Source organism: Pseudomonas sp. M2 (genome assembly GCF_015751845.1).
GTDB classification, from domain to species: Bacteria; Pseudomonadota; Gammaproteobacteria; order Pseudomonadales; family Pseudomonadaceae; genus Aquipseudomonas; species Aquipseudomonas putida_E.
In genome coordinates this window covers 4,300,412-4,320,158 of the sequence record NZ_JADOUD010000001.1, presented here as the reverse complement: position 1 = coordinate 4,320,158, position 19,747 = coordinate 4,300,412, and the positions used below count along the sequence as shown (strand labels likewise).

16 protein-coding genes are annotated in these 19,747 nt (G+C 61.8%); 11 read left to right on the top strand and 5 right to left on the bottom strand.

Annotated elements, in window-relative coordinates; all coding sequences use genetic code 11:
• Window positions 1–37 precede the first annotated feature (37 nt).
• On the bottom strand, window positions 38–598 hold the full coding sequence (locus IWW33_RS19955) for an NADPH-dependent FMN reductase (RefSeq protein ID WP_046785211.1): 561 nt from the start codon (window positions 596–598) through the stop codon (window positions 38–40).
• 156 nt (window positions 599–754) lie between these two features.
• On the opposite strand from IWW33_RS19955, the gene IWW33_RS19950 reads away from it, so the two are divergent.
• Entirely contained in the window at window positions 755–973 is a 219-nt protein-coding gene (locus IWW33_RS19950; RefSeq protein WP_046785212.1) for a hypothetical protein, read from the top strand.
• Here the strand turns inward: IWW33_RS19950 and IWW33_RS19945 are convergent.
• The 4 genes from IWW33_RS19945 to IWW33_RS19930 all read right to left on the bottom strand — a co-directional run bounded on the left by IWW33_RS19945 (window position 957) and on the right by IWW33_RS19930 (window position 5,414).
• Complete coding sequence (locus IWW33_RS19945) at window positions 957–3,206, bottom strand: Orn/Lys/Arg decarboxylase N-terminal domain-containing protein (RefSeq protein WP_174142521.1); 2,250 nt, start codon at window positions 3,204–3,206, stop codon at window positions 957–959. The two genes, IWW33_RS19950 and IWW33_RS19945, sit on opposite strands and share 17 nt — an antisense overlap.
• A gap of 164 nt (window positions 3,207–3,370) precedes the next feature.
• Complete coding sequence (gene dnaQ / locus IWW33_RS19940; protein WP_039602584.1) at window positions 3,371–4,129, bottom strand: DNA polymerase III subunit epsilon; 759 nt, start codon at window positions 4,127–4,129, stop codon at window positions 3,371–3,373.
• A 51-nt stretch (window positions 4,130–4,180) separates the two neighbouring features.
• Window positions 4,181–4,627 (bottom strand): ribonuclease HI, encoded by a 447-nt coding sequence (rnhA, locus tag IWW33_RS19935; RefSeq protein WP_012315304.1) that lies wholly within the window; start codon window positions 4,625–4,627, stop codon window positions 4,181–4,183.
• 13 nt (window positions 4,628–4,640) lie between these two features.
• Window positions 4,641–5,414 carry a methyltransferase domain-containing protein gene (locus IWW33_RS19930; RefSeq protein WP_012315305.1) on the bottom strand — a complete coding sequence of 258 codons (774 nt, stop codon included), beginning with the start codon at window positions 5,412–5,414 and terminating at the stop codon, window positions 4,641–4,643.
• Between the two features lie 86 nt (window positions 5,415–5,500).
• Here IWW33_RS19930 and gloB point away from each other — a divergent pair, with 86 nt between their 5' ends.
• The 10 genes from gloB to IWW33_RS19880 all read left to right on the top strand — a co-directional run bounded on the left by gloB (window position 5,501) and on the right by IWW33_RS19880 (window position 19,673).
• Complete coding sequence (gene gloB, locus IWW33_RS19925) at window positions 5,501–6,280, top strand: hydroxyacylglutathione hydrolase (RefSeq protein ID WP_115274306.1); 780 nt, start codon at window positions 5,501–5,503, stop codon at window positions 6,278–6,280.
• Window positions 6,281–6,380: 100 nt separating this feature from the next.
• On the top strand, window positions 6,381–7,802 hold the full coding sequence (locus IWW33_RS19920; RefSeq protein ID WP_046785216.1) for a lytic transglycosylase domain-containing protein: 1,422 nt from the start codon (window positions 6,381–6,383) through the stop codon (window positions 7,800–7,802).
• 120 nt (window positions 7,803–7,922) lie between these two features.
• Window positions 7,923–9,752, top strand: a complete 1,830-nt coding sequence (locus IWW33_RS19915; RefSeq protein ID WP_204918484.1) for an extracellular solute-binding protein — start codon at window positions 7,923–7,925, stop codon at window positions 9,750–9,752.
• Window positions 9,749–11,584 (top strand): extracellular solute-binding protein, encoded by a 1,836-nt coding sequence (locus IWW33_RS19910; RefSeq protein ID WP_174142522.1) that lies wholly within the window; start codon window positions 9,749–9,751, stop codon window positions 11,582–11,584. Before IWW33_RS19915 ends, IWW33_RS19910 begins: the two co-directional genes overlap by 4 nt.
• A 1-nt stretch (window position 11,585) precedes the next feature.
• Complete coding sequence (locus IWW33_RS19905) at window positions 11,586–12,659, top strand: microcin C ABC transporter permease YejB (protein WP_119687471.1); 1,074 nt, start codon at window positions 11,586–11,588, stop codon at window positions 12,657–12,659.
• 1 nt (window position 12,660) lies between these two features.
• Complete coding sequence (locus tag IWW33_RS19900; protein ID WP_046785219.1) at window positions 12,661–13,680, top strand: ABC transporter permease; 1,020 nt, start codon at window positions 12,661–12,663, stop codon at window positions 13,678–13,680.
• Window position 13,681: 1 nt separating this feature from the next.
• Window positions 13,682–15,292, top strand: coding sequence for an ABC transporter ATP-binding protein (locus tag IWW33_RS19895; RefSeq protein ID WP_115274302.1), 1,611 nt, complete (start codon window positions 13,682–13,684; stop codon window positions 15,290–15,292).
• 340 nt (window positions 15,293–15,632) lie between these two features.
• Entirely contained in the window at window positions 15,633–16,148 is a 516-nt protein-coding gene (locus IWW33_RS19890) for a sigma-70 family RNA polymerase sigma factor (protein ID WP_115274300.1), read from the top strand.
• On the top strand, window positions 16,145–17,107 hold the full coding sequence (locus IWW33_RS19885) for a FecR domain-containing protein (RefSeq protein WP_115274299.1): 963 nt from the start codon (window positions 16,145–16,147) through the stop codon (window positions 17,105–17,107). Before IWW33_RS19890 ends, IWW33_RS19885 begins: the two co-directional genes overlap by 4 nt.
• 88 nt (window positions 17,108–17,195) lie before the next feature.
• Window positions 17,196–19,673, top strand: coding sequence for a TonB-dependent siderophore receptor (locus IWW33_RS19880; RefSeq protein ID WP_174142523.1), 2,478 nt, complete (start codon window positions 17,196–17,198; stop codon window positions 19,671–19,673).
• The last annotated feature ends 74 nt before the right edge of the window (window positions 19,674–19,747 follow it).

The following is a 19,747-nucleotide window of genomic DNA, read 5'->3' as shown; positions in this document are numbered from 1 at the left end:
GTAGCTGTGGGGCCGGCTTACCGACGACAAGGCCGGCTCAAACCGCCCGGTTCAGCTTCACCCAGGAGGCAAACTTGTCGATGAAACCCTGCAGAAACGGCCGGGTCTTGTCATTGAGCTTGCCACTGTCCTCGAAAAGGCTAGCCGCCCCACCGATATAAGCTTCGGGCATCTGCATGCACGGCATGTCGAGAAACACCAGCGACTGGCGCACGGCATGGTTGGCCCCAAACCCGCCAATGGCACCGGGCGAGACGCTCACCACCGCCGTAGGTTTGCCACCCCAGGCGCTTTGCCCATAGGGACGTGAGCCCACATCGATGGCATTTTTCAGGCAGCCCGGTACAGAGCGGTTGTACTCCGGGGTGACGAACAGCACCGCGTCGCTGCGCCGGATCTCGTCGCGAAAGCGCCTCCACGGCTCGGGCACACCCGCAGCCTCGACATCCTCGTTGTACAGTGGCAGATCGCCGATTTCGACGATTTTCAAGGCAAGACTGGACGGTGCCAGCTCTGAAAGGGCACGGGCCACCTTGCGGTTGTACGAATCCTTGCGCAAGCTGCCGACGACGACCGCTACCGAATACACCTGGCTCATGGCGATTTCCAACCTTTGCTGGGTTAAGAGACGTTGTAGTTATAGATGACCATTGCTCGGCGCTTAGGTTTTTTTCCTCCACCAGAAAACTTCCAGGTACCATCCACGGTCTATTCCTGCAGACATTTCCTACGCAATTCAGAGGTTTTCACTTAAATGGCAGCAGTAATGGTCGGCCAATTCCACGCCCGTGACGCCGAAGGCCGTATCTACCCCGTCCACGAGTTCCAAGAGTCCACCCTGCAGACCGACGGCAGCGTACAGGGCGCACCGGTCACCACCTATCGCCTGGCCATCGGCGACCGAGTCAACCACTTGGGTGAAGACCGTTTTGAACTGGTACAGACCGGCGTCGAGATCATTCGCATTCCTTGACGCAATCGACCGTATAGCTTCCGGCTTCGCTCTGCAGGCCGTGCACATCGGCGACAAAGCCGGGAAAACCGCTGTTGAAGGCGCGGGCAAACGCCAGGTAGTCGAGGATCGAGCGGGTAGCTTCAGTGAACCGCTCCCCCGGCATGATCAAGGGTATGCCCGGCGGATAGGGCACCAGCATGACTGCCGCGACACGGCCGAGCAATGCCTCTATCGGCACCGCTTCCACCTCACCGCGCACCATATGGTCATATGCCCGGGCCGGGCTGAGCGCCACTTCCGGCAAGCGACTGAACAACCCTTTGAGCTGCTTGGCCGTGGCATTGACGCGATAGCAGTCATGCAGCTGGTTGCACAGGTCGCGCAGGCCGATACCGTGGTAGCGTGCCGTGTCGACTGCAACGATGCTCGGCAGGCACTGGCTTAACGGAGTATTGCCATCATGATGGCGTTTGAACTCCAGCAACTCGGTCAGCAGCGTGCTCCACTTGCCCTTGGTAATGCCCATCGAGAACAGCACCAGGAAGCTGTAAAGGCCGGTCTTCTCCACCACCAACCCGCGCTCCCAGAGAAACTTGCTGACCACTGCCGCCGGAATGCCCTGCTCGTCCAACACGCCGTCGACACGCAACCCCGGCATCACCAGGGTGACCTTCAACGGGTCAAGCAGCACATAATCGCCCGCCAATTCGCCAAAGCCATGCCACTGCGCCCCAGGCTGCAGCAGCCAGTCCTGCGCAGCGAGCTGATCGACGCCTTCTGCCCCAGGCGGCTGCCAGATACTGAACCACCAATCGGTGGCCGCGATATGTGCACGCAGGTTAGCCAGGGCGCGACGAAAGCTCAGTGCCTCGTCAAACATCTCTTGCAGCAGCGAACGCCCCGCGGGCCCCTCCATCATGGTCGAAGCCACATCCAAAGAAGCCAGGATGCTGTACTGCGGTGACGTCGAGATATGCATCATGAAGGCTTCATTGAAGCGATCTCGGTCCAGTTGCCGCTGGGCGCCGTCCTGTACATGGATCATCGACGCCTGGCTGAAGGCCGCCAGCAGCTTGTGCGTCGAGTGCGTGCTGAACACCAACGGGCTGCCCTCGGTGCAGGCCGTACCCATCGCATAGCGCCCCGTGAAGAACTCATGAAACGCCGCGTAAGCGAACCAGGCTTCATCGAAGTGCAGCACCTGCGCGCTGCTGCCCAGAGCTTGCTTGATCAGCCCGGCGTGGTAGCACAGCCCGTCATAGGTTGAGTTGGTCACCACCGCCAGCTTGATGCGCGGTTCGCGCCCCTTGGCCAAGGGGTTGGCCAGCACCTTGGCCTGGATCGACTCGGCGCTGAATTCGCTGAGCGGGATCGGCCCGATGATGCCCAGTTCGTTGCGCTCGGGGCATAGGTAGATGGGAATGGCGCCGGTCATGATGATGGCATGGACCACCGACTTGTGGCAGTTACGGTCCACCAGCACCAGGTCATCACGGCCGACCATGGCATGCCAGACAATCTTGTTGGCGGTGGAGGTGCCATTGATCACGAAGAAGGTATGGTCGGCGCCAAAGTTGCGCGCCGCCCTGGCTTCGGCCGCTGCCAAAGGGCCAGTGTGATCGAGCAGCGAGCCCAGTTCCGGCACCGAGACGGACAAGTCCGAGCGCAAGGTATTCTCGCCGAAGAATTGATGGAAGGCTTGGCCCACCGGGCTTTTGCGGTAGGCCACGCCACCGCCATGGCCGGGTGTGTGCCAGGAATAATTGGACTGCGCGGTGTGCTGTACCAAAGCCTTGAAGAAAGGCGGCAGCAAGCCGTCGAGGTAGTTGTGTGCGGCACGTGCTACCTGGCGGGCGAGGAACGGCACGGTGTCCTCGAACAGGTAAAGGATGCCGCGCAGCTGGTTGAGCTCGCTCATCGCTTCGGCGGGAGCGTTTTCCAAGGTGACCTGTTCGCCCAGGGCGAAGATTGGCAGGTCAGGAGCACGCTGGCGGGCCAGGCGGATCAACTCGGCCATGTTCTGCAACAGGTGAGTATTGTCGCCAATGCCTTCGGCGGCGATCAGCATGCAGGCCAGGCCGTGGTGGGTGGCCGCGACCAGACGGGCTTCGGCATTGTCTGCCGCGGCGAGAATGGCGAAGCCGTCCTGACGCAGTTCATCGGCAATCCCCCGCACGCGCTCGCCGGCAACGCTGTCGGCCTTGATGGCACGGTGGACGATGAGGATGGGGAACTTGAGGTCCTTGTACATCAGGCTGCAACCTCCGAAGGACAGAGCGTCTTTCACAGGGTAGTAGAGCCTGGTGCTCTCAGTACGGCCCTGTCGCAGGCACGCCGGTGCCTACGCGAATTTGCAGTTCAGTAAAGAGCTTGTGGGAGCCAGGTTGCGGCGATAAGGCCAGGGCAGGCTCAGCATCAACCGGCAGGCGTTTCGGTCAATACCTGCCACATCGACGGCCCGCCCGCCGACTTGGCGATAGCCGCCAGGCGCTCTGCATGCGCCTCCAGTTCCTCGGCAGTGGCCATGATCACCCGCCCAGGCGCACGCCCGGTAATCCGGCGGATCTCGCTGCCACCGCTGCCCTGCCCTTCATTGTCGCCGTCCGCCCCATTGCCAGCCAGCGAAAGGCTGGTCTGGCCACCGGTCATTGCCAGGTAGACATCAGCCAGCAGCTCCGAGTCGAGCAACGCGCCGTGCAGTTCACGGCCGGAGTTGTCGATATCGTAACGCTTGCACAGCGCGTCAAGGCTGTTGCGCTGCCCCGGGTGCCGGGCGCGGGCCAGCAACAGTGTGTCGAGGATGGTGCAGTGCTGCGAGATGTCGGCGCGGTCGCGCTGACCGAGCAGGGCGAACTCGTTGTTGATGAAGCCGACGTCGAACGCCGCGTTATGGATGACCAGCGTGGCGCCCTGAATGAATTCGAAGAATTCCTCGGCCACATCGCCGAAGCGCGGCTTGCCGACCAGGAACGCGTCGGTGATGCCGTGGACATTGATCGCGCCCTCGTCACTCTCGCGGTCCGGTTGCAGATAGACGTGGAAGTGCCGACCGGTCAGGCGCCGGCCAATGACTTCGACGCAGCCGATCTCGATGATCCGGTGGCCTTCGCTGACCGGCATGCCGGTGGTTTCGGTATCGAGAATGACCAGGCGTTTATCTTGCTGCTGCTCCACGCGGGGCGCTCCAACTTGCATCAGTTACAAAGCCGAGGATTGTACCGCAGCTCAACGTTTGGCGCGTACCTCGTCGACGCCACGGTTGGCCAATTGGTCAGCGCGCTCGTTACCGGGGTGGCCGATGTGCCCGCGCACCCACTTCCAGGTGACCTTGTGGCGGTTGACCTGCTCGTCGAGCTGCTGCCACAGGTCGGCGTTCTTCACTGGCTCCTTCGCGGCGGTCTTCCAGCCGCGCTTCTTCCAGTTGACCATCCACTCGTTGATGCCCTTCATCACGTACTGCGAGTCGGTGGTCAACACCACCTCGCATTCGCGCTTGAGCGCCATCAAGCCCTGAATCGCGGCCATCAGTTCCATGCGGTTGTTGGTGGTTTCGCGTTCGCCGCCCCACAGCTCCTTTTCGACGCCCTTGTAGATCAACAGGACCCCCCAGCCACCAGGGCCTGGATTGCCCTTGCAGGCACCATCGGTATACAACTCGACGCTATCGCTCATGTACCACTCATGTTCAGTGCTTTTCGGTATCCGGGCTGACCGCGGTGCGGTTGACCTTGGCCAATGGCAAAGGCAGCAACTTGCCCATCGGTTCGCGGCGCTCCTGGCGCAGCGGCCTCAGGCCAACCACCATCTTGCGCGCTACCAGCAGGTAAACACCGCCACCGGAGCTCTGCCAACCGCCTGCTACCCGTTCCCAGCCCGCCAGGCGTTGTTGCCAGGCCGGTGAGGCAAGCGGCGGACGATAGCACCCGAAGCGGCGTTTCTCCAGCGCGAAGCCCAGCAGGTTGAGCCAGTCGCCGACCCGTGACGGCGAGATGCAGCGGGCCTTGCGCAGCGCGCCGTGGCTGAAAAAGTGGCGTATGCCCCAACTGCTCCAGGGGTTGATCCCGACAATCAGCAGATGCCCGCCGGGGCGGACGGCACTGGCGGCCTCGCGCAGCAAGCCATGGGGCGACAGGCAGAAGTCCAGGCCGTGCTGCAGCACCACCACGTCGGCAGCGTGCTCGCTCAAGGGCCAGGCCTGCTCCTCGCAGACGATCTCCACCCCCGGCAGCGGCGCGCCCAGACGCACGTTGCGCTGTACCTGGGGGGCGCTGGGCGGAGCCTCGGCGCAGGGGCCGTAATGCACCAGGTAACCCCCGAAGAAGCGCCCGAGCTCCTCCTCCAACAATTTTTCCTCTTCTTTGAGCATCAGCTGGCCGAGCGGGCCGTGGAACCAGTCACGGGCCAGGCTGATCAGCTCGATCCAGGCCGGGTCGGCCTGGGCAAAGGGTTGGTCGGTCATTTGCGCTCTCCCTCGAAGGTTCTCGCACCGCGCCATCGCGGCTAAGATGGCCTCATGTGCCACGCTAGGCGATACGGATCCGCACCATGATACAGATCGATGCTCTCCCCGCTTTCTCCGACAACTACATCTGGTTGTTACAGGATACTGCCAAACGCCGCTGCGCGGTGGTCGATCCTGGTGATGCCGCCCCCGTGGAGGCATGGCTGGCCGCCAATCCCGACTGGGTGCTGGAGGATATTCTGGTCACCCACCACCACAATGACCACGTGGGCGGTGTCGAGCGGCTGAAAAAACTGACCGGTGCGCGGGTCAGCGGCCCGGCCAACGAGCGTATTCCGTGCCGCGACCTTGCCTTGGACGAAGGTGACGAAGTGACCGCGGTGGGCGTGACCTTCCAGGTTCTGGCAGTACCGGGGCACACGCTGGGTCATATCGCCTTCTTCAGCGACCAACCTGCGACACCGGTGCTATTCAGTGGCGACACGTTGTTCGCCGCTGGCTGCGGGCGGATGTTCGAAGGCACGCCAGAGCAGATGCAGCCTGCCCTCGCCAGGTTGGCCGCGCTGCCGGAGCGTACCGAGGTGTACTGCGCCCACGAGTACACCCTCAGCAACTTGCGCTTCGCCAAGGCCGTGGAGCCACAAAACCCGCACGTTCTGCAACGTTTCGATGATGTTACCCGGCTGCGCGCCGAAAATCGCATCACATTGCCATCAACCATCGGCCTGGAACGGCTGACCAACCCCTTTCTGCGTACCTCTGAAACATTAGTTAAACAAAAAGCTGACGAATGGAAGGGACATTCAAACACCACGCATGTCGCTGTTTTTGCTGCCTTGAGGTCTTGGAAGGACACCTTCTGATAACCTGAAGATATATCGCAACATGTGCTCGAAGGTTGACCCGGCGGGATGCGGTTTCTAGAATCGCCGAAATTTTTTGCCCGGATACCCGTCCCCGCCGATGTCTTCCCGTAGCCGCAGAACCGCTCATTCAGTCGCCCTGACGCGCCTGGCCCAAATCAGTGCGCTGGCGCTGGCCGCCACCCTGGTGGGCTGCCAGAGCACCCGTCAGCTCGACGAATCCGACAGCGTTCGCGCGCACAGCTACCAGGCGCGGATCAAACACAAACCCGTTCCGCTCGCGGTCAAACCCGCCGAGCAGGCGCCGCAGGATGTGTGGGAGCGCATGCGCCAGGGCTTCGCCCTGCAAGACACCATCGACGTCAACCCGCGCATCGAGCAGCAGCGGCTGTGGTTCGCCAGCAACCCCTCGTTCCTCGAAAACGCCGGTGAGCGCGGCAGCCTGTACCTGCACTACATCGTCGAGCGCCTGGAAGAACGCGACATGCCGCTGGAACTGGCCCTGTTGCCGGCGATCGAAAGCGCCTACAACCCCATGGCCTACTCGCGCGCCCATGCTGCAGGCATGTGGCAGTTCATCCCCTCTACCGGGCGCCACTTCAACCTGCGCCAGACCAATTTCTACGATGGTCGCCGCGACATCACCGCGTCGACCAACGCCGCGCTGGATTACCTGAGCCGCCTGCACGACATGTTCAACGGCGACTGGCTGCTGGCACTGGCTGCCTACAACGCCGGTGAAGGCACCGTCAGCCGGGCGATCGAGCGCAACGAGAAACTCGGCCTGCCCACCGATTACTGGAACCTGCCACTGCCACAGGAGACGCGCGACTACGTGCCCAAGCTGCTGGCCCTGTCGCAGGTGGTCCTGACCCCCGAAGCCTACGGCGTGAACCTCAACCCGATCGCCAACGAGCCCTACTTCGAAGCTGTCGCCATCAAGGACCGCCTGGACCTGTCGCGGGTAGCCGCCTTCGCCAACATCGACGAAGACGAACTGATCCAGCTCAACCCGGCATTCAAGAAGCGCATGACCGTGGATGGGCCCAAACAATTGCTGGTACCGACGGCCAAGGCGCAACTGCTGTCCGACAGCCTGTCCAACCTCAAGCCTGAACAACTGGTCAGCCTGCAGCCGAACAAAGCCGTGTTCGCACGCGCCGTGGCCGAAGCCAAGGCACCTGCCAGAGCGCGCAGTTACCGCGTAAAGCGCGGCGACAGCCTGAGCACCATTGCCAGGGCCAACCGGGTTTCGGTCAAGGATATCCAGCGCTGGAACAAACTATCGGGTAGCCGTGTAAAGGCCGGCCAGGTGTTGGCACTGCGTGGTGGTAGTGCGGCAGGCAACCGGGTGGCGGCATCCTCCAAGCGCTCTACCCAGTACAAGGTCCGCAAGGGTGACTCGCTGTATCTGGTGGCAAAACGTTTCAATGTTGAGATGAAGCACCTCAAGCGCTGGAATCCGCGCAGCGGGCACGCCCTCAAGCCAGGCCAGACCTTGACCGTCTACCTGGGGCACTGATGGCAACCCGGGGCTGCTCCGCAGCCCCTTGATCTCCTTCCAGACACACCCTTTTTCCAACCCCGCCAAGCTGTTACTGTAGCCCGACCAAAGCCCAACGCCTCTGGATCGGATGCCGACTTGATACGTCCCCTCCTGCTGTCACTCAGCCTGGCCTTGAGCTTTCCCGCAGCCGCGATGGTGAGCGAAAGCCACGGATACGCGCAGTTCGGCACGCTCAAGTACCCAGCCACATTCACCCACTTCGACTGGGTCAACCCGCAAGCGCCCAAGGGCGGCACCTTGCGCGCCATGGCATTGGGCACCTTCGACACGCTCAACGCCTATACCTTCAAGGGTTCTAGCCCGGTCACAACGCCGAACTTCCTGCAGTACGGTGTCAACGAGCTCAACGAAACACTGATGGTCGGCACCGGCATGTATGACCCTTCCGGGGACGAGCCCACCTCCAGTTACGGCCTCATCGCCCGCTCGGTGGAGTACAGCGAGGACCGCAGTTGGGTGGTGTTCAACCTGCGCCCGCAAGCGCGCTGGCATGACGGCAAACCGATCACTTCTGCAGACGTCGCCTTCTCTTACCGCACGCTGCTCAAGGACGGCCACCCGATCTACCGCACCAACCTGCAGGAAGTGCAGCGCGTGGATATCCTTGGCCCGCTGCGCATCCGCTTCGTGTTCAAGCGCGCTGGCAACCCGCTGCTGATCCTGCGCCTGGGCGAGATGCCGGTGCTGCCCAAACACTACTGGCAAAACCGCGATTTCAAGGCCACCACCTTCGAGCCGCCGCTTGGCAGCGGCCCCTACCGCATCACTCAGGTGCAGCCCGGCAGGCGCCTGGTGTTCGAGCGGGTAAAGAACTACTGGGGCAAGGACCTGGCGGTAAACCGCGGCAAGTACAACTTCAACCGCATCGAATACGAGTTCTATCGGGACGCCACAGTCGCGTTCGAAGCCTTCAAGGCAGGCGAGTTCGACATCTATATCGAGCATCAGGCAAAGAACTGGGCCAACGGCTACAACTTCCCGGCACTGCGCCGTGGCGAGGTGATAAAGGCCCAGATCCCCCATCGCATCCCGACCCAGACCCAGGGGCTGTTCATGAACAGCCGCCGGGCCACCTTCAGCGACGCCAGGGTACGCCAGGCGCTGGGCCTGATGCTCGACTTCCAGTGGACCAACCGCGCCCTGTTCAGCAGCGCCTACCGGCGCTCGACCAGCTACTACCCCAACAGCGAGTTTGCCGCCAGCGGCCTGCCCACGGGCAAGGAGTGGCTGCTGCTGGCGCCGTTCCGTGACCAATTGCCGGAAAAGCTGTTCACCCAGCCCTATCAGGTCAGCCACACCGATGGCCGCGGCATCGACCGCCAGAGCCTGCGCCAGGCGCTGAGCCTGCTCGGTCGCGCCGGCTGGAAGCTCGACGGCCAGCGCCTGGTGAACGCACAAGGCCAGCAATTGCGCATGGAGCTGCTGCTGGTGAATCCCAACCTCGAACGCATCCTGCAACCTTATGTCGAAAACCTGGCGAGCATCGGCATCGATGCGCGCTTGCGCACCGTGGACCGTGCCCAGTACAAACAACGCCTGGACCAGTTCGACTTCGACATGATTCTGATGACCTTGAGCCAGACCTTGAGCCCCGGCCTTGAGCAGTGGCTGTACTTCCATTCCAGCCAGGCTGCGACCAAGGGCAGCAAAAATTATGCTGGGGTCAAGGATCCGGTGGTCGACCACCTGCTCGACACCTTGCTCGCCGCACGCACCCGCGATGACCAGGTCGCCGCCGCCCGCGCCCTGGACCGCGTGCTGTCCTGGCAGTACTACATGATCCCCAACTGGTATCTCGACAATCACCGCCTGGCCTACCGCAACCGGTTCGGTTTCGTCACCACACCGCCCTATACCCTGGGGCTGAATACCTGGTGGCTAAAGACTTCGGAGAAAGCCCAATGATGCCAACATACCGCCTGCGCCAGCTGGCAGGCAGCCTGCTGCTTGCCTGCCTGAGCCTACCGGCAATGGCCGCGCCACAACACGCACTGACCCTTTATGATGAAGCGCCGAAGTACCCGGCCGACTTCAAGCACTTCGACTACGTCAACCCCGACGCGCCCAAGGGCGGCACCTTCCGCCAGTCAAGTTTCGGCGGCTTCGACAGCCTCAACCCGTTCATCAACAAAGGGGTGGCCGCCGAAAACCTCAGCGCCATCTACGACACCTTGATGCGCCAGAGCCTGGACGAGCCGTTCACCGAGTACGGCCTGGTTGCCGGCAAGATCGAAAAGGCCCCGGACAACAGCTGGGTGCGCTTCTACCTGCGCCCCGAGGCGCGCTTCCACGACGGCCACCCGATGCGGGCCGAAGACGTGGTGTTCACCTTCAACGCCCTGATCAAGGACGGCGCACCGCTGTACCGCCAGTACTATGGCGATGTCGCCCAAGTCGTCGCCGAAGACCCGCTGCGCGTGCTGTTCACCTTCAAGCACAAGAACAACCGCGAGTTGCCGCTGATCCTCGGCCAGTTGCCCGTGCTGCCCAAGCACTGGTACGAAGGCCGCGAATTCAACCGCGGCAACCTGGAAATCCCGCTCGGCAGCGGCCCGTACAAGATCACCGAGGTCAAGCCCGGCCGCTCGATCCGCTACGAGCGGGTCAAGGACTACTGGGCCAAGGACCTGCCGCTCAACCGCGGCCAGTTCAACTTTGACGCCATGACCTTCGACTCCTACCGCGACAACACCGTCGCGCTGGAAGCACTCAAGGCCGGCCAGTTCGACTATGGCCTTGAGACCAGCGCGAAAAACTGGGCCACCGCCTACAACGTTCCCGCCGTACGCGATGGCCGCCTGATCAAGGAAGAGCTGCCCAACGGCAACCCCACAGGCATGCAGGGTTTCATTTTCAACCTGCGTAAACCGGTGTTTCAGGACATCCGCGTGCGCCAGGCGCTGAGCCTGCTGCTGGACTTCGAGTGGACCAACAAGCAGTTGTTCAACGGCGCCTACACCCGCACCGGCAGCTACTTCGAAAACTCCGAAATGGCCGCCCAGGGCCTGCCCTCGCCTGACGAGCTGAAAATCCTCGAGCCTATGCGCGGCAAGGTCCCCGAACAGGTGTTCAGCGAGGCTTTCCACAACCCGGTCACCGACGGCAGCGGCATGATCCGCGAACAGCAGCGCCAGGCCTACAAGCTGCTGATGGACGCTGGCTGGAAGATCGTCGACGACAAGATGGTCGACAAGAACGGCAAACCGGTGTCCATCGAGTTTCTGCTGGCCCAGACCGAATTCGAGCGCATCCTGCTGCCGTTCAAACGCAACCTGGCCGACCTTGGCATCGACCTGAACATCCGCCGCGTCGACGTTTCCCAGTACATCACCCGCCTGCGCTCGCGTGACTTCGACATGATCGTCAGTGGCTATCCGCAGTCCAGCTCCCCAGGCAACGAGCAGCGCGAGTTCTGGTCCAGTGCCGCTGCCGACAACCCCGGCAGCCGCAACTTCATGGGCCTGCGGGACCCGGCCATCGACCAACTGGTCGAAGCGCTGATCAACGCCGATTCCCGACAGAGCCTGATCAACCACGCCCGCGCCCTGGACCGCGTGCTGCTGTGGGGTTACTACGTGATCCCCAACTGGCACATTAAGACCTGGCGCGTGGCCTACTGGAACCACATCGGCCACCCCAAGGTTTCGCCCAAGTACGACATCGGCATCGACACCTGGTGGATCAAGCCCGAGGTGACGCCAGCCGTGTCCGAAGCGCCTGCGCAAGAGGCCAACTGACATGCTGGCCTACATCCTGCGTCGCCTGCTGCTGATCATCCCGACCCTGTTCGGCATCCTGGTGATCAACTTCATCATCGTCCAGGCCGCCCCCGGCGGCCCGGTGGAACAGATGATCGCCAAGCTCGAAGGCTTCGAGGGTGCCACCAGCCGGATTGCCGGCGGCGGCGCCGAAGTCTCCGTGGCCGGCTCCAACTACCGCGGTGCCCAGGGCCTCGACCCTGCGCTGATCGCCGAAATCGAGCGCATGTACGGTTTCGACAAGTCGCCCCCCGAGCGTTTATGGATCATGGTCAAGAACTACGCCCAGCTGGACTTCGGCGAGAGCTTCTTTCGCGATGCCAAGGTCATCGACCTGATCGCCGAGAAGATGCCGGTGTCGATTTCGCTCGGGCTGTGGAGCACGCTGATCATGTACCTGGTGTCGATCCCCCTGGGTATCGCCAAGGCGGTGCGCCACGGCAGCCACTTCGACGTCTGGACCAGCTCGGCGATCATCGTCGGTTATGCCATCCCGGCGTTCCTGTTCGCCATCCTGCTGATCGTGCTGTTCGCCGGCGGCAGCTACTTCGACTGGTTCCCGCTGCGCGGCCTGACCTCGAACAACTTCGACGAGCTGTCCACCACCGGCAAAGTGCTCGACTACTTCTGGCACCTGGTGCTGCCGATCACCGCCCTGGTGATCGGCAACTTCGCCACCATGACCCTGCTGACCAAGAACAGCTTCCTCGACGAGATCAACAAGCAATACGTGGTCACCGCCAAAGCCAAAGGCCTGGGCCGCTCGCGGGTGCTGTACGGCCACGTGTTCCGCAACGCCATGTTGCTGGTGATCGCGGGCTTCCCTTCGGCGTTCATCGGCATCTTCTTCACCGGCTCCCTGCTGATCGAGGTGATTTTCTCCCTCGACGGCCTGGGCCTGATGAGTTTCGAGGCGGCCATCAACCGCGACTACCCGGTGGTGTTCGGCACCCTGTTCATCTTCACCCTGCTAGGGCTGGTGGTGAAACTGATCGGCGACCTCACCTACACCCTGGTCGATCCGCGCATCGACTTCGCCAGCCGGGAGCACTGACATGGCCTTGTCCCCTCTCAACCGTCGGCGCTTCGAGCGCTTCAAGGCCAACCGACGCGGCTGGTGGTCGCTGTGGCTGTTCCTCATCCTGTTCGGCCTGAGCCTGGGCGCCGAGCTGATCGCCAACGACAAACCGATTGCCGTGCGCTACGACGGCGAGTGGTTTTTCCCGGCCTTCAAGCGCTACCCGGAAACCACCTTCGGCGGCGAGTTCCCACTGGAGGCCAACTACAAGAGCCCGTATATCCGGGAGCTACTGGCCAAAAAAGACAGCTTCGTGCTGTGGGCCCCGATCCCGTACAGCTACCAGAGCATCAATTACGACCTGCGCGTACCCGCCCCTGCGCCACCCTCGGCGGACAACCTGCTGGGCACCGACGATCAGGGCCGCGATGTACTGGCGCGGGTGATCTACGGCTTCCGCATTTCGGTGCTGTTCGCCCTCACCCTGACCATCCTCAGTTCCATCATCGGCGTCATCGCCGGTGCCCTGCAGGGCTTTTACGGTGGCTGGGTGGACCTTGCCGGCCAGCGCTTTCTGGAGATCTGGTCCGGCTTGCCGGTGCTGTACCTGCTGATCATCCTTGCCAGCTTCGTGCAGCCCAACTTCTGGTGGTTGCTGGGCATCATGCTGCTGTTTTCGTGGATGAGCCTGGTCGACGTGGTGCGTGCCGAGTTCCTGCGCGGGCGCAACCTCGAGTACGTGCGCGCCGCCCGTGCCCTAGGGATGCGCAATGGCGCGATCATGTACCGGCACATCCTGCCCAACGCCATGATTTCAACCATGACCTTCATGCCCTTCATCCTCACCGGTGCCATCGGCACCCTGACCGCCCTGGACTTCCTCGGTTTCGGCCTGCCACCGGGCGCGCCGTCGCTGGGCGAACTGGTGGCCCAAGGCAAGTCCAACCTGCAGGCGCCATGGCTGGGCATCAGCGCCTTTGCCGTATTGGCGATCATGCTGAGCCTGCTGGTATTCATCGGCGAATCCGCCCGCGATGCCTTCGACCCGAGGAAGTGAGATGAGTGAACAGAACCTGATCGAAGTGCGCGACCTGGCGGTGGAGTTCGTTACCGGCGAACAGGTCAACCGTGTGGTCGATGGCATCAGCTTCGACATCCGCAAGGGTGAGACCCTGGCGCTGGTCGGCGAGAGCGGTTCGGGCAAGTCCGTTACCGCCCACTCGATTCTGCGCCTGCTGCCCTACCCGCTGGCACGCCACCCTAGCGGCAGCATCGGCTATGAAGGCAAGGACCTGCTGCAGCAAGGTGAGAAGGCCATGCAGAAGATTCGCGGCAACCGCATCGCGATGATCTTCCAGGAGCCGATGACCTCGCTGAACCCGCTGCACTGCATCGAAAAGCAGATCAACGAAATCCTGCTGCTGCACAAGGGCCTCACCGGCAAGCAAGCCACTGCGCGCACGCTGGAGTTGCTGGAGCTGGTGGGCATTCCCGAGCCGCGCAAGCGGCTGAAGGCCCTGCCCCACGAGCTGTCCGGTGGCCAGCGGCAGCGGGTGATGATCGCCATGGCGCTGGCCAATGAGCCGGAGTTGCTGATTGCCGATGAACCCACCACTGCGCTCGACGTGACCGTGCAGTTGAAGATTCTAGAGCTGCTCAAGGAACTGCAGGCGCGGTTGGGCATGGCATTGCTGCTGATCAGCCATGACCTGAACCTGGTAAGGCGCATTGCCCACCGTGTTTGCGTGATGCAGCGTGGGCAGATTGTCGAGCAGGCCGATTGCGCGACGCTGTTCAGTGCGCCGCAGCACCATTACACACAGATGCTGATCAATGCCGAGCCCAGCGGCTTGCCGGCACATAACCCGGTTGGCGCACCGCTGCTGGAAGTGAACGACCTGAAGGTATGGTTCCCGATCAAGAAAGGCTTGCTGCGCAAGACGGTTGACCATGTGAAGGCGGTGGACGGGATCAACTTCAGCTTGCCGCAAGGGCAGACACTGGGGATCGTGGGTGAGTCGGGATCTGGCAAGTCGACGCTGGGGCTGGCGATCTTGCGCCTGATTTCGAGCCAGGGGGGCATCCGCTTCCATGGCCAGGCGCTGGAAGGCTTGAACCAGAAGCAGGTGCGGCCACTGCGACGTGAGATGCAAGTGGTGTTTCAGGACCCCTTTGGTAGCCTCAGCCCACGTATGTGTGTGGCGGATATCGTTGGTGAGGGGCTGCGGATTCACAAGATTGGTACAGCCGCAGAACAGGAAGCGGCAATTATCGCGGCGCTGGAAGAGGTAGGCCTGGACCCACGCACGCGCCACCGCTACCCGCATGAGTTTTCGGGTGGGCAACGTCAACGTATCGCCATCGCCCGGGCGCTGGTGCTCAAGCCGGCGTTGATTCTGCTGGATGAGCCGACGTCTGCGCTGGATCGTACGGTGCAGCGGCAGGTGGTGGAATTGCTGCGCAACTTGCAGCACAAGTACAACCTCACCTACCTGTTCATCAGCCATGACCTTGCCGTGGTCAAAGCGTTGAGTCACCAACTGATGGTGATCAAGCAGGGGCATGTTGTGGAGCAAGGCGAGGCTCAGCAGATCTTCCATTCACCCCAGCATGCTTATACGCAGCAACTGCTGGAGGCGGCGTTTTTGCGTCATGACACTGAACGGTGACTGCCTTCCAGGGCCTGATGGTTTTACCCGTATCAAGGCAGAGGTTGTGCGCCCAGAGCACGGAGCAGCAGGCTGTTTCGCTGCCGCCTAGATCGCCCGTCTCGGCTCTGATAATAGCCTTGATGCATGAGTTCGAATCCCTGGAGGAGCTGTTTTACCAGCTAAAAGCCTCTGGCAAAGCAATCAGGAAGGTGGCCTACGTGCTTGTCACGGTGTACGACAACGCCCGTGGGCCTAAGGCGCGAAAGGCGTAGCCTTCGGGCAAACCTTTGCTATTGCAAACACCTCCACCACGCACGACAATAAGATTCATTACCAATCGCGAACCATTCCATCCAAAATGCCCGCCAACGACCTCTCTCTGCGTAGCGCCGTCAATCACCTGTATTGCGAGCATCACAGCTGGCTCAATGGCTGGCTACGCAAGAGGCTTGGCAACGCATTCGATGCCGCGGACCTGACGCAGGATACGTTCGTGCGGGTGATCAAGGCACGCAGCGCACTGGACATTCGCGAGCCGCGCCCGTACTTGTCGAGGATCGCCAAGGGCTTGCTGATCGACCTGTTTCGTCGGCGCTCACTGGAACAGGCATACCTGGAAACCTTGGCAGCCTTGCCGCAAGCACAGCACCCGTCGCTGGAAGAGCAGGCGATCATGTTGCAGGCACTGGTAGAAATCGATCGCCTGTTGCAAGGGCTGGGGCCGAAGGTCAGGCAGGTGTTCATGCTGTCGCAATTCGACGGGCTGACCTACCCGCAGATTGCCGAGCAGCTGAACATCAGCGTGCGCAGCGTCAACAACTACATGGCAAAGGCAATGGAGCATTGCTGTTTGATGCAGATGCAATTGGCATGAGCCTTTCGCCCGCCGAGTTGCAGGCCATCAGTGCAGCAGCCCGCTGGTACGCGCGGCTGCAGTCTGGCATCGCCACCGACGCCGATCGCAGCGCCTGGAACGACTGGCTGGCTGCCGACCCGGTCAATCGCCAAGCCTGGCAGCGGATGACCGCTGTGGGGGAGCAGATGGCAAGCGTGCCGGGTGCGCTGGCCGCACCCGCCCTGCGTGGTGCCGCACGTTCCCGCCGGCAGCTGTTACGCAGCGTATTGGTATTAGTGCCAGCCACCTCGCTGGGCTGGCTGGGGTGGCGTAGCAACAGCTCGCAACAGCTGTTTGCCGATTACCGCACCGCAGTGGGTGAGCGCCGTACCTTTCGTTTGGCCGATGGCAGTTCACTGCTGCTGAACACCGACACCTCTGTAAACCTCAAGTACGACGGCCAGCAACGGGTGCTGGAACTGCTTCGCGGTGAAATTCTGGTATCGACCGCTAACGACCCAGCACAGCGGCCATTCAAGGTAAGCACCACACATGGCGAGGTCCGGGCGCTGGGCACGCGCTTTATCGTTCGCACACAAGCGCTGGGCGGTGAGGTGGCAGTCCTGGAGAAAGCGGTAGAAGTCAGAGCGTCCAGCAGCGCATTGACAGTGCGCGTTGAGGCCGGGCAATCCATCGCCTTCACCGACCTCACGGTGGGGCAGCTACGGCGTAATGACGCTACGGTGGGAGCCTGGCAACACGGCAGCATCATTGCCATTGATCGCCCCCTGGTCGAACTGCTTTCCGACCTGTCGCGCTACCGCACCGGCGTGCTGCGCTGTGATCCGCGTATTGCGCAACTGAGGGTCTCTGGCGCGTTCCCAATCGATGACACCGACCTGGCGTTGGCTGCGCTGGAAAGCGGGCTTTCATTACGCGTCACGCGTTACAGCCGTTTCTGGGTCAATGTGTCGCCTCCTGTCGTCCCGCCTCAGTAATTAAAAAATTCTTTTTTGCACTTTTCTTACGCATCGTTCGGCTCATCCCCCATTGGGTGTCATCGATCATTTTCAGGGGGGGATTAGGATGTCTGAGGTATTCAAGCGTGGTCGTCTGGCGACCGCGGTAAAAGTCGCGCTGCTGGCAGTAACCACTGTCGGAGCCTGGTCCACAGCAACGGTCGAGGCAGCCGTGGCGGCCCAGCACAGCGCAGTGCGGTCGTTCGACATCCCTGGTGGCAGCCTGACCGAAGTCCTTGGCCACTTCGCCAGCGCGGCGGGGGCGGCGATTTCGTTTGATGCCAGGCAAACAGACGGCTTTAGCTCCTCGGGGCTCAAAGGTACCTTCGGTGTCATTGAAGGCTTTAGCCGGATTCTGGCCGGCAGCGGCCTGCAAGCCCAGGCGCAGTCCAACGGCACCTATGTACTGCGGGAAGTGCCTTCCGCTGGTTCGGCAATGGAACTTGGTGCCACCAACATCACCGGCCAGGTGCTGGGCGCCACGACAGAGAACAGCGGCTCGTACACCACGGGCGCGGTCACCATAGGCAAAGGTGAGCACTCGCTCAAAGAGACGCCACAGTCGGTGACGGTAATGACCCGCAAGATGATGGACGACCAGAACCTGTACACCATCGACCAGGTCATGGAGAAGACGCCCGGCATTACCGTGTACGACTCGACCATGGGTGGCAAATACTTCTATTCACGCGGGTTCCGCATGTCGGGCCAGTATCAGTACGACGGTGTGCCGCTGGACATGGGCAACCTCTATGTCCAGGCCGACAGTTTCAGCAGCGACATGGCGTACTACGACCGGGTCGAAGTGCTGCGCGGCGCAGCGGGCATGATGAAAGGCTCCGGCGGCACTGCCGGCGGGGTGAATTTCGTGCGCAAGCGCGGCCGGGCAGCTGCGCATACCGACATCACCCTGTCCGGCGGCAGTTGGGACAACTACCGCGGGCAACTGGACACCGGCGGCCCGCTGAACGCATCCGGCACTCTGCGCGGCCGGGCAGTGATCGCCGAACAAAGCCGCCACTATTTCGTGGACGACGCCAACCGCAAAGATCAGGTGTATTACGGTGCGCTCGACTTCGATCTGAATGCCGACACCACCCTGGGGCTGGGCGTTGCCTATGAAGACGTGGATGCCAACCCATGCTGGGGTGGCCTGCCGCGCTACCGCGATCGCAGCGACTTGAAGCTGAGCCGCTCAACCTGCCTGGACCCCTCATGGAACACCTGGCGCAGCCAGCGCACCACCGTGTTCAGTGATGTGTCCCATCAGCTTAACGAAGACTGGAAACTCAAGGTTGCCAGCGTCTATACGAAGAACACCCAGGACATCAAGTACGCGTTTGCCTCAGGTGCAGTGACGCCCGGTACCAATACCACTGGCATGCTGGGCAGCATGTATGACTACGACCAGGTCGATTACGGCCTGGACGCCTACGTCGATGGCACATTCGATGCGTTTGGCCAACAACATGAACTGGTGCTAGGCATGAATGCGAGCCGTTCGAACAAGGACGACTTCTACTCAGTGGCCTTTCTGCCGCAGCGCCAGAATGTATTCAACCCCGACAAGTTCATCCCTGAGCCCGACGACAGCTACTTCATCGACAACTCATCTCGCGGCGGGCCGGTGAAGTCCAAGACTACACAAAAAGGCCTCTACTCGACCCTGCGTTTGAAACTGGCCGACCCACTGACCCTGGTGGTTGGCGGCCGGGTGAGCTGGTACACCTCCACGACCGACTCCGACTTTATCAACACCGGTACGTCGGAGCATTCCAGCACCCGCGAGACCGGGCAGGTCACGCCCTTCGCCGGGGTACTGCTGGACTTGAACGAAAACCTTACCGCTTACGCCAGTTACTCGGACATCTTCACTCCGCAAGGCAACTACCGGTCTGAAGACGGTTCCGCGCTCAAGCCGCTTGTGGGCCAGAGCTATGAATTGGGGATCAAGGGGGCCTGGCTGGAGGGGCGACTGAACGGCGCCTTCAACCTGTTCCGTACTATTCAGAAAGACCAGGCGCAGACCGATTACAACTCGTCATGCCCGTCATCCGATGGTTACTGCTACGTCAACGCCGGCAGGGTACGTGCGCAAGGTTTCGAGGCGGAGCTCAGTGGGGAAATCATCGAGCGCCTGCAACTGCTTGCGGGATACACCTACACCCAGACCAAGACCCTGGACGACATCGACAGCAGCCTGAACGGAGCGGCGTTCAACAGCTACGTGCCTCGGCATGTGTTGCGCCTGTGGGGCGAGTACACCCTGAGCGGCGCGTTAGAGCGGTTGTCTATCGGTGCCGGGGTCAACGCGCAAAGCGACAACTTCCGCGTCTCGCCCGCCAGTGGCGAAAAAATCGACCAGGCGGGCTATGCGATCTGGAATGGGCGTATCGGTTATCGCATCGATGACACCTGGTCGGTAGCGCTCAACGGTAACAACCTGTTCGACAAGCGCTACTACGCCAGCATCGGCACCGAAACCTTCGGCAACTATTACGGTGAGCCACGCAACTTCATGGTATCGGTCAAAGCCAGTTTCTGATGCTGACGCTGTCATGACAGCCTTTCGGAACGGCCTTGCCGCTCAGACGTGGCGCCACGTCTGAGCGTTGGCCA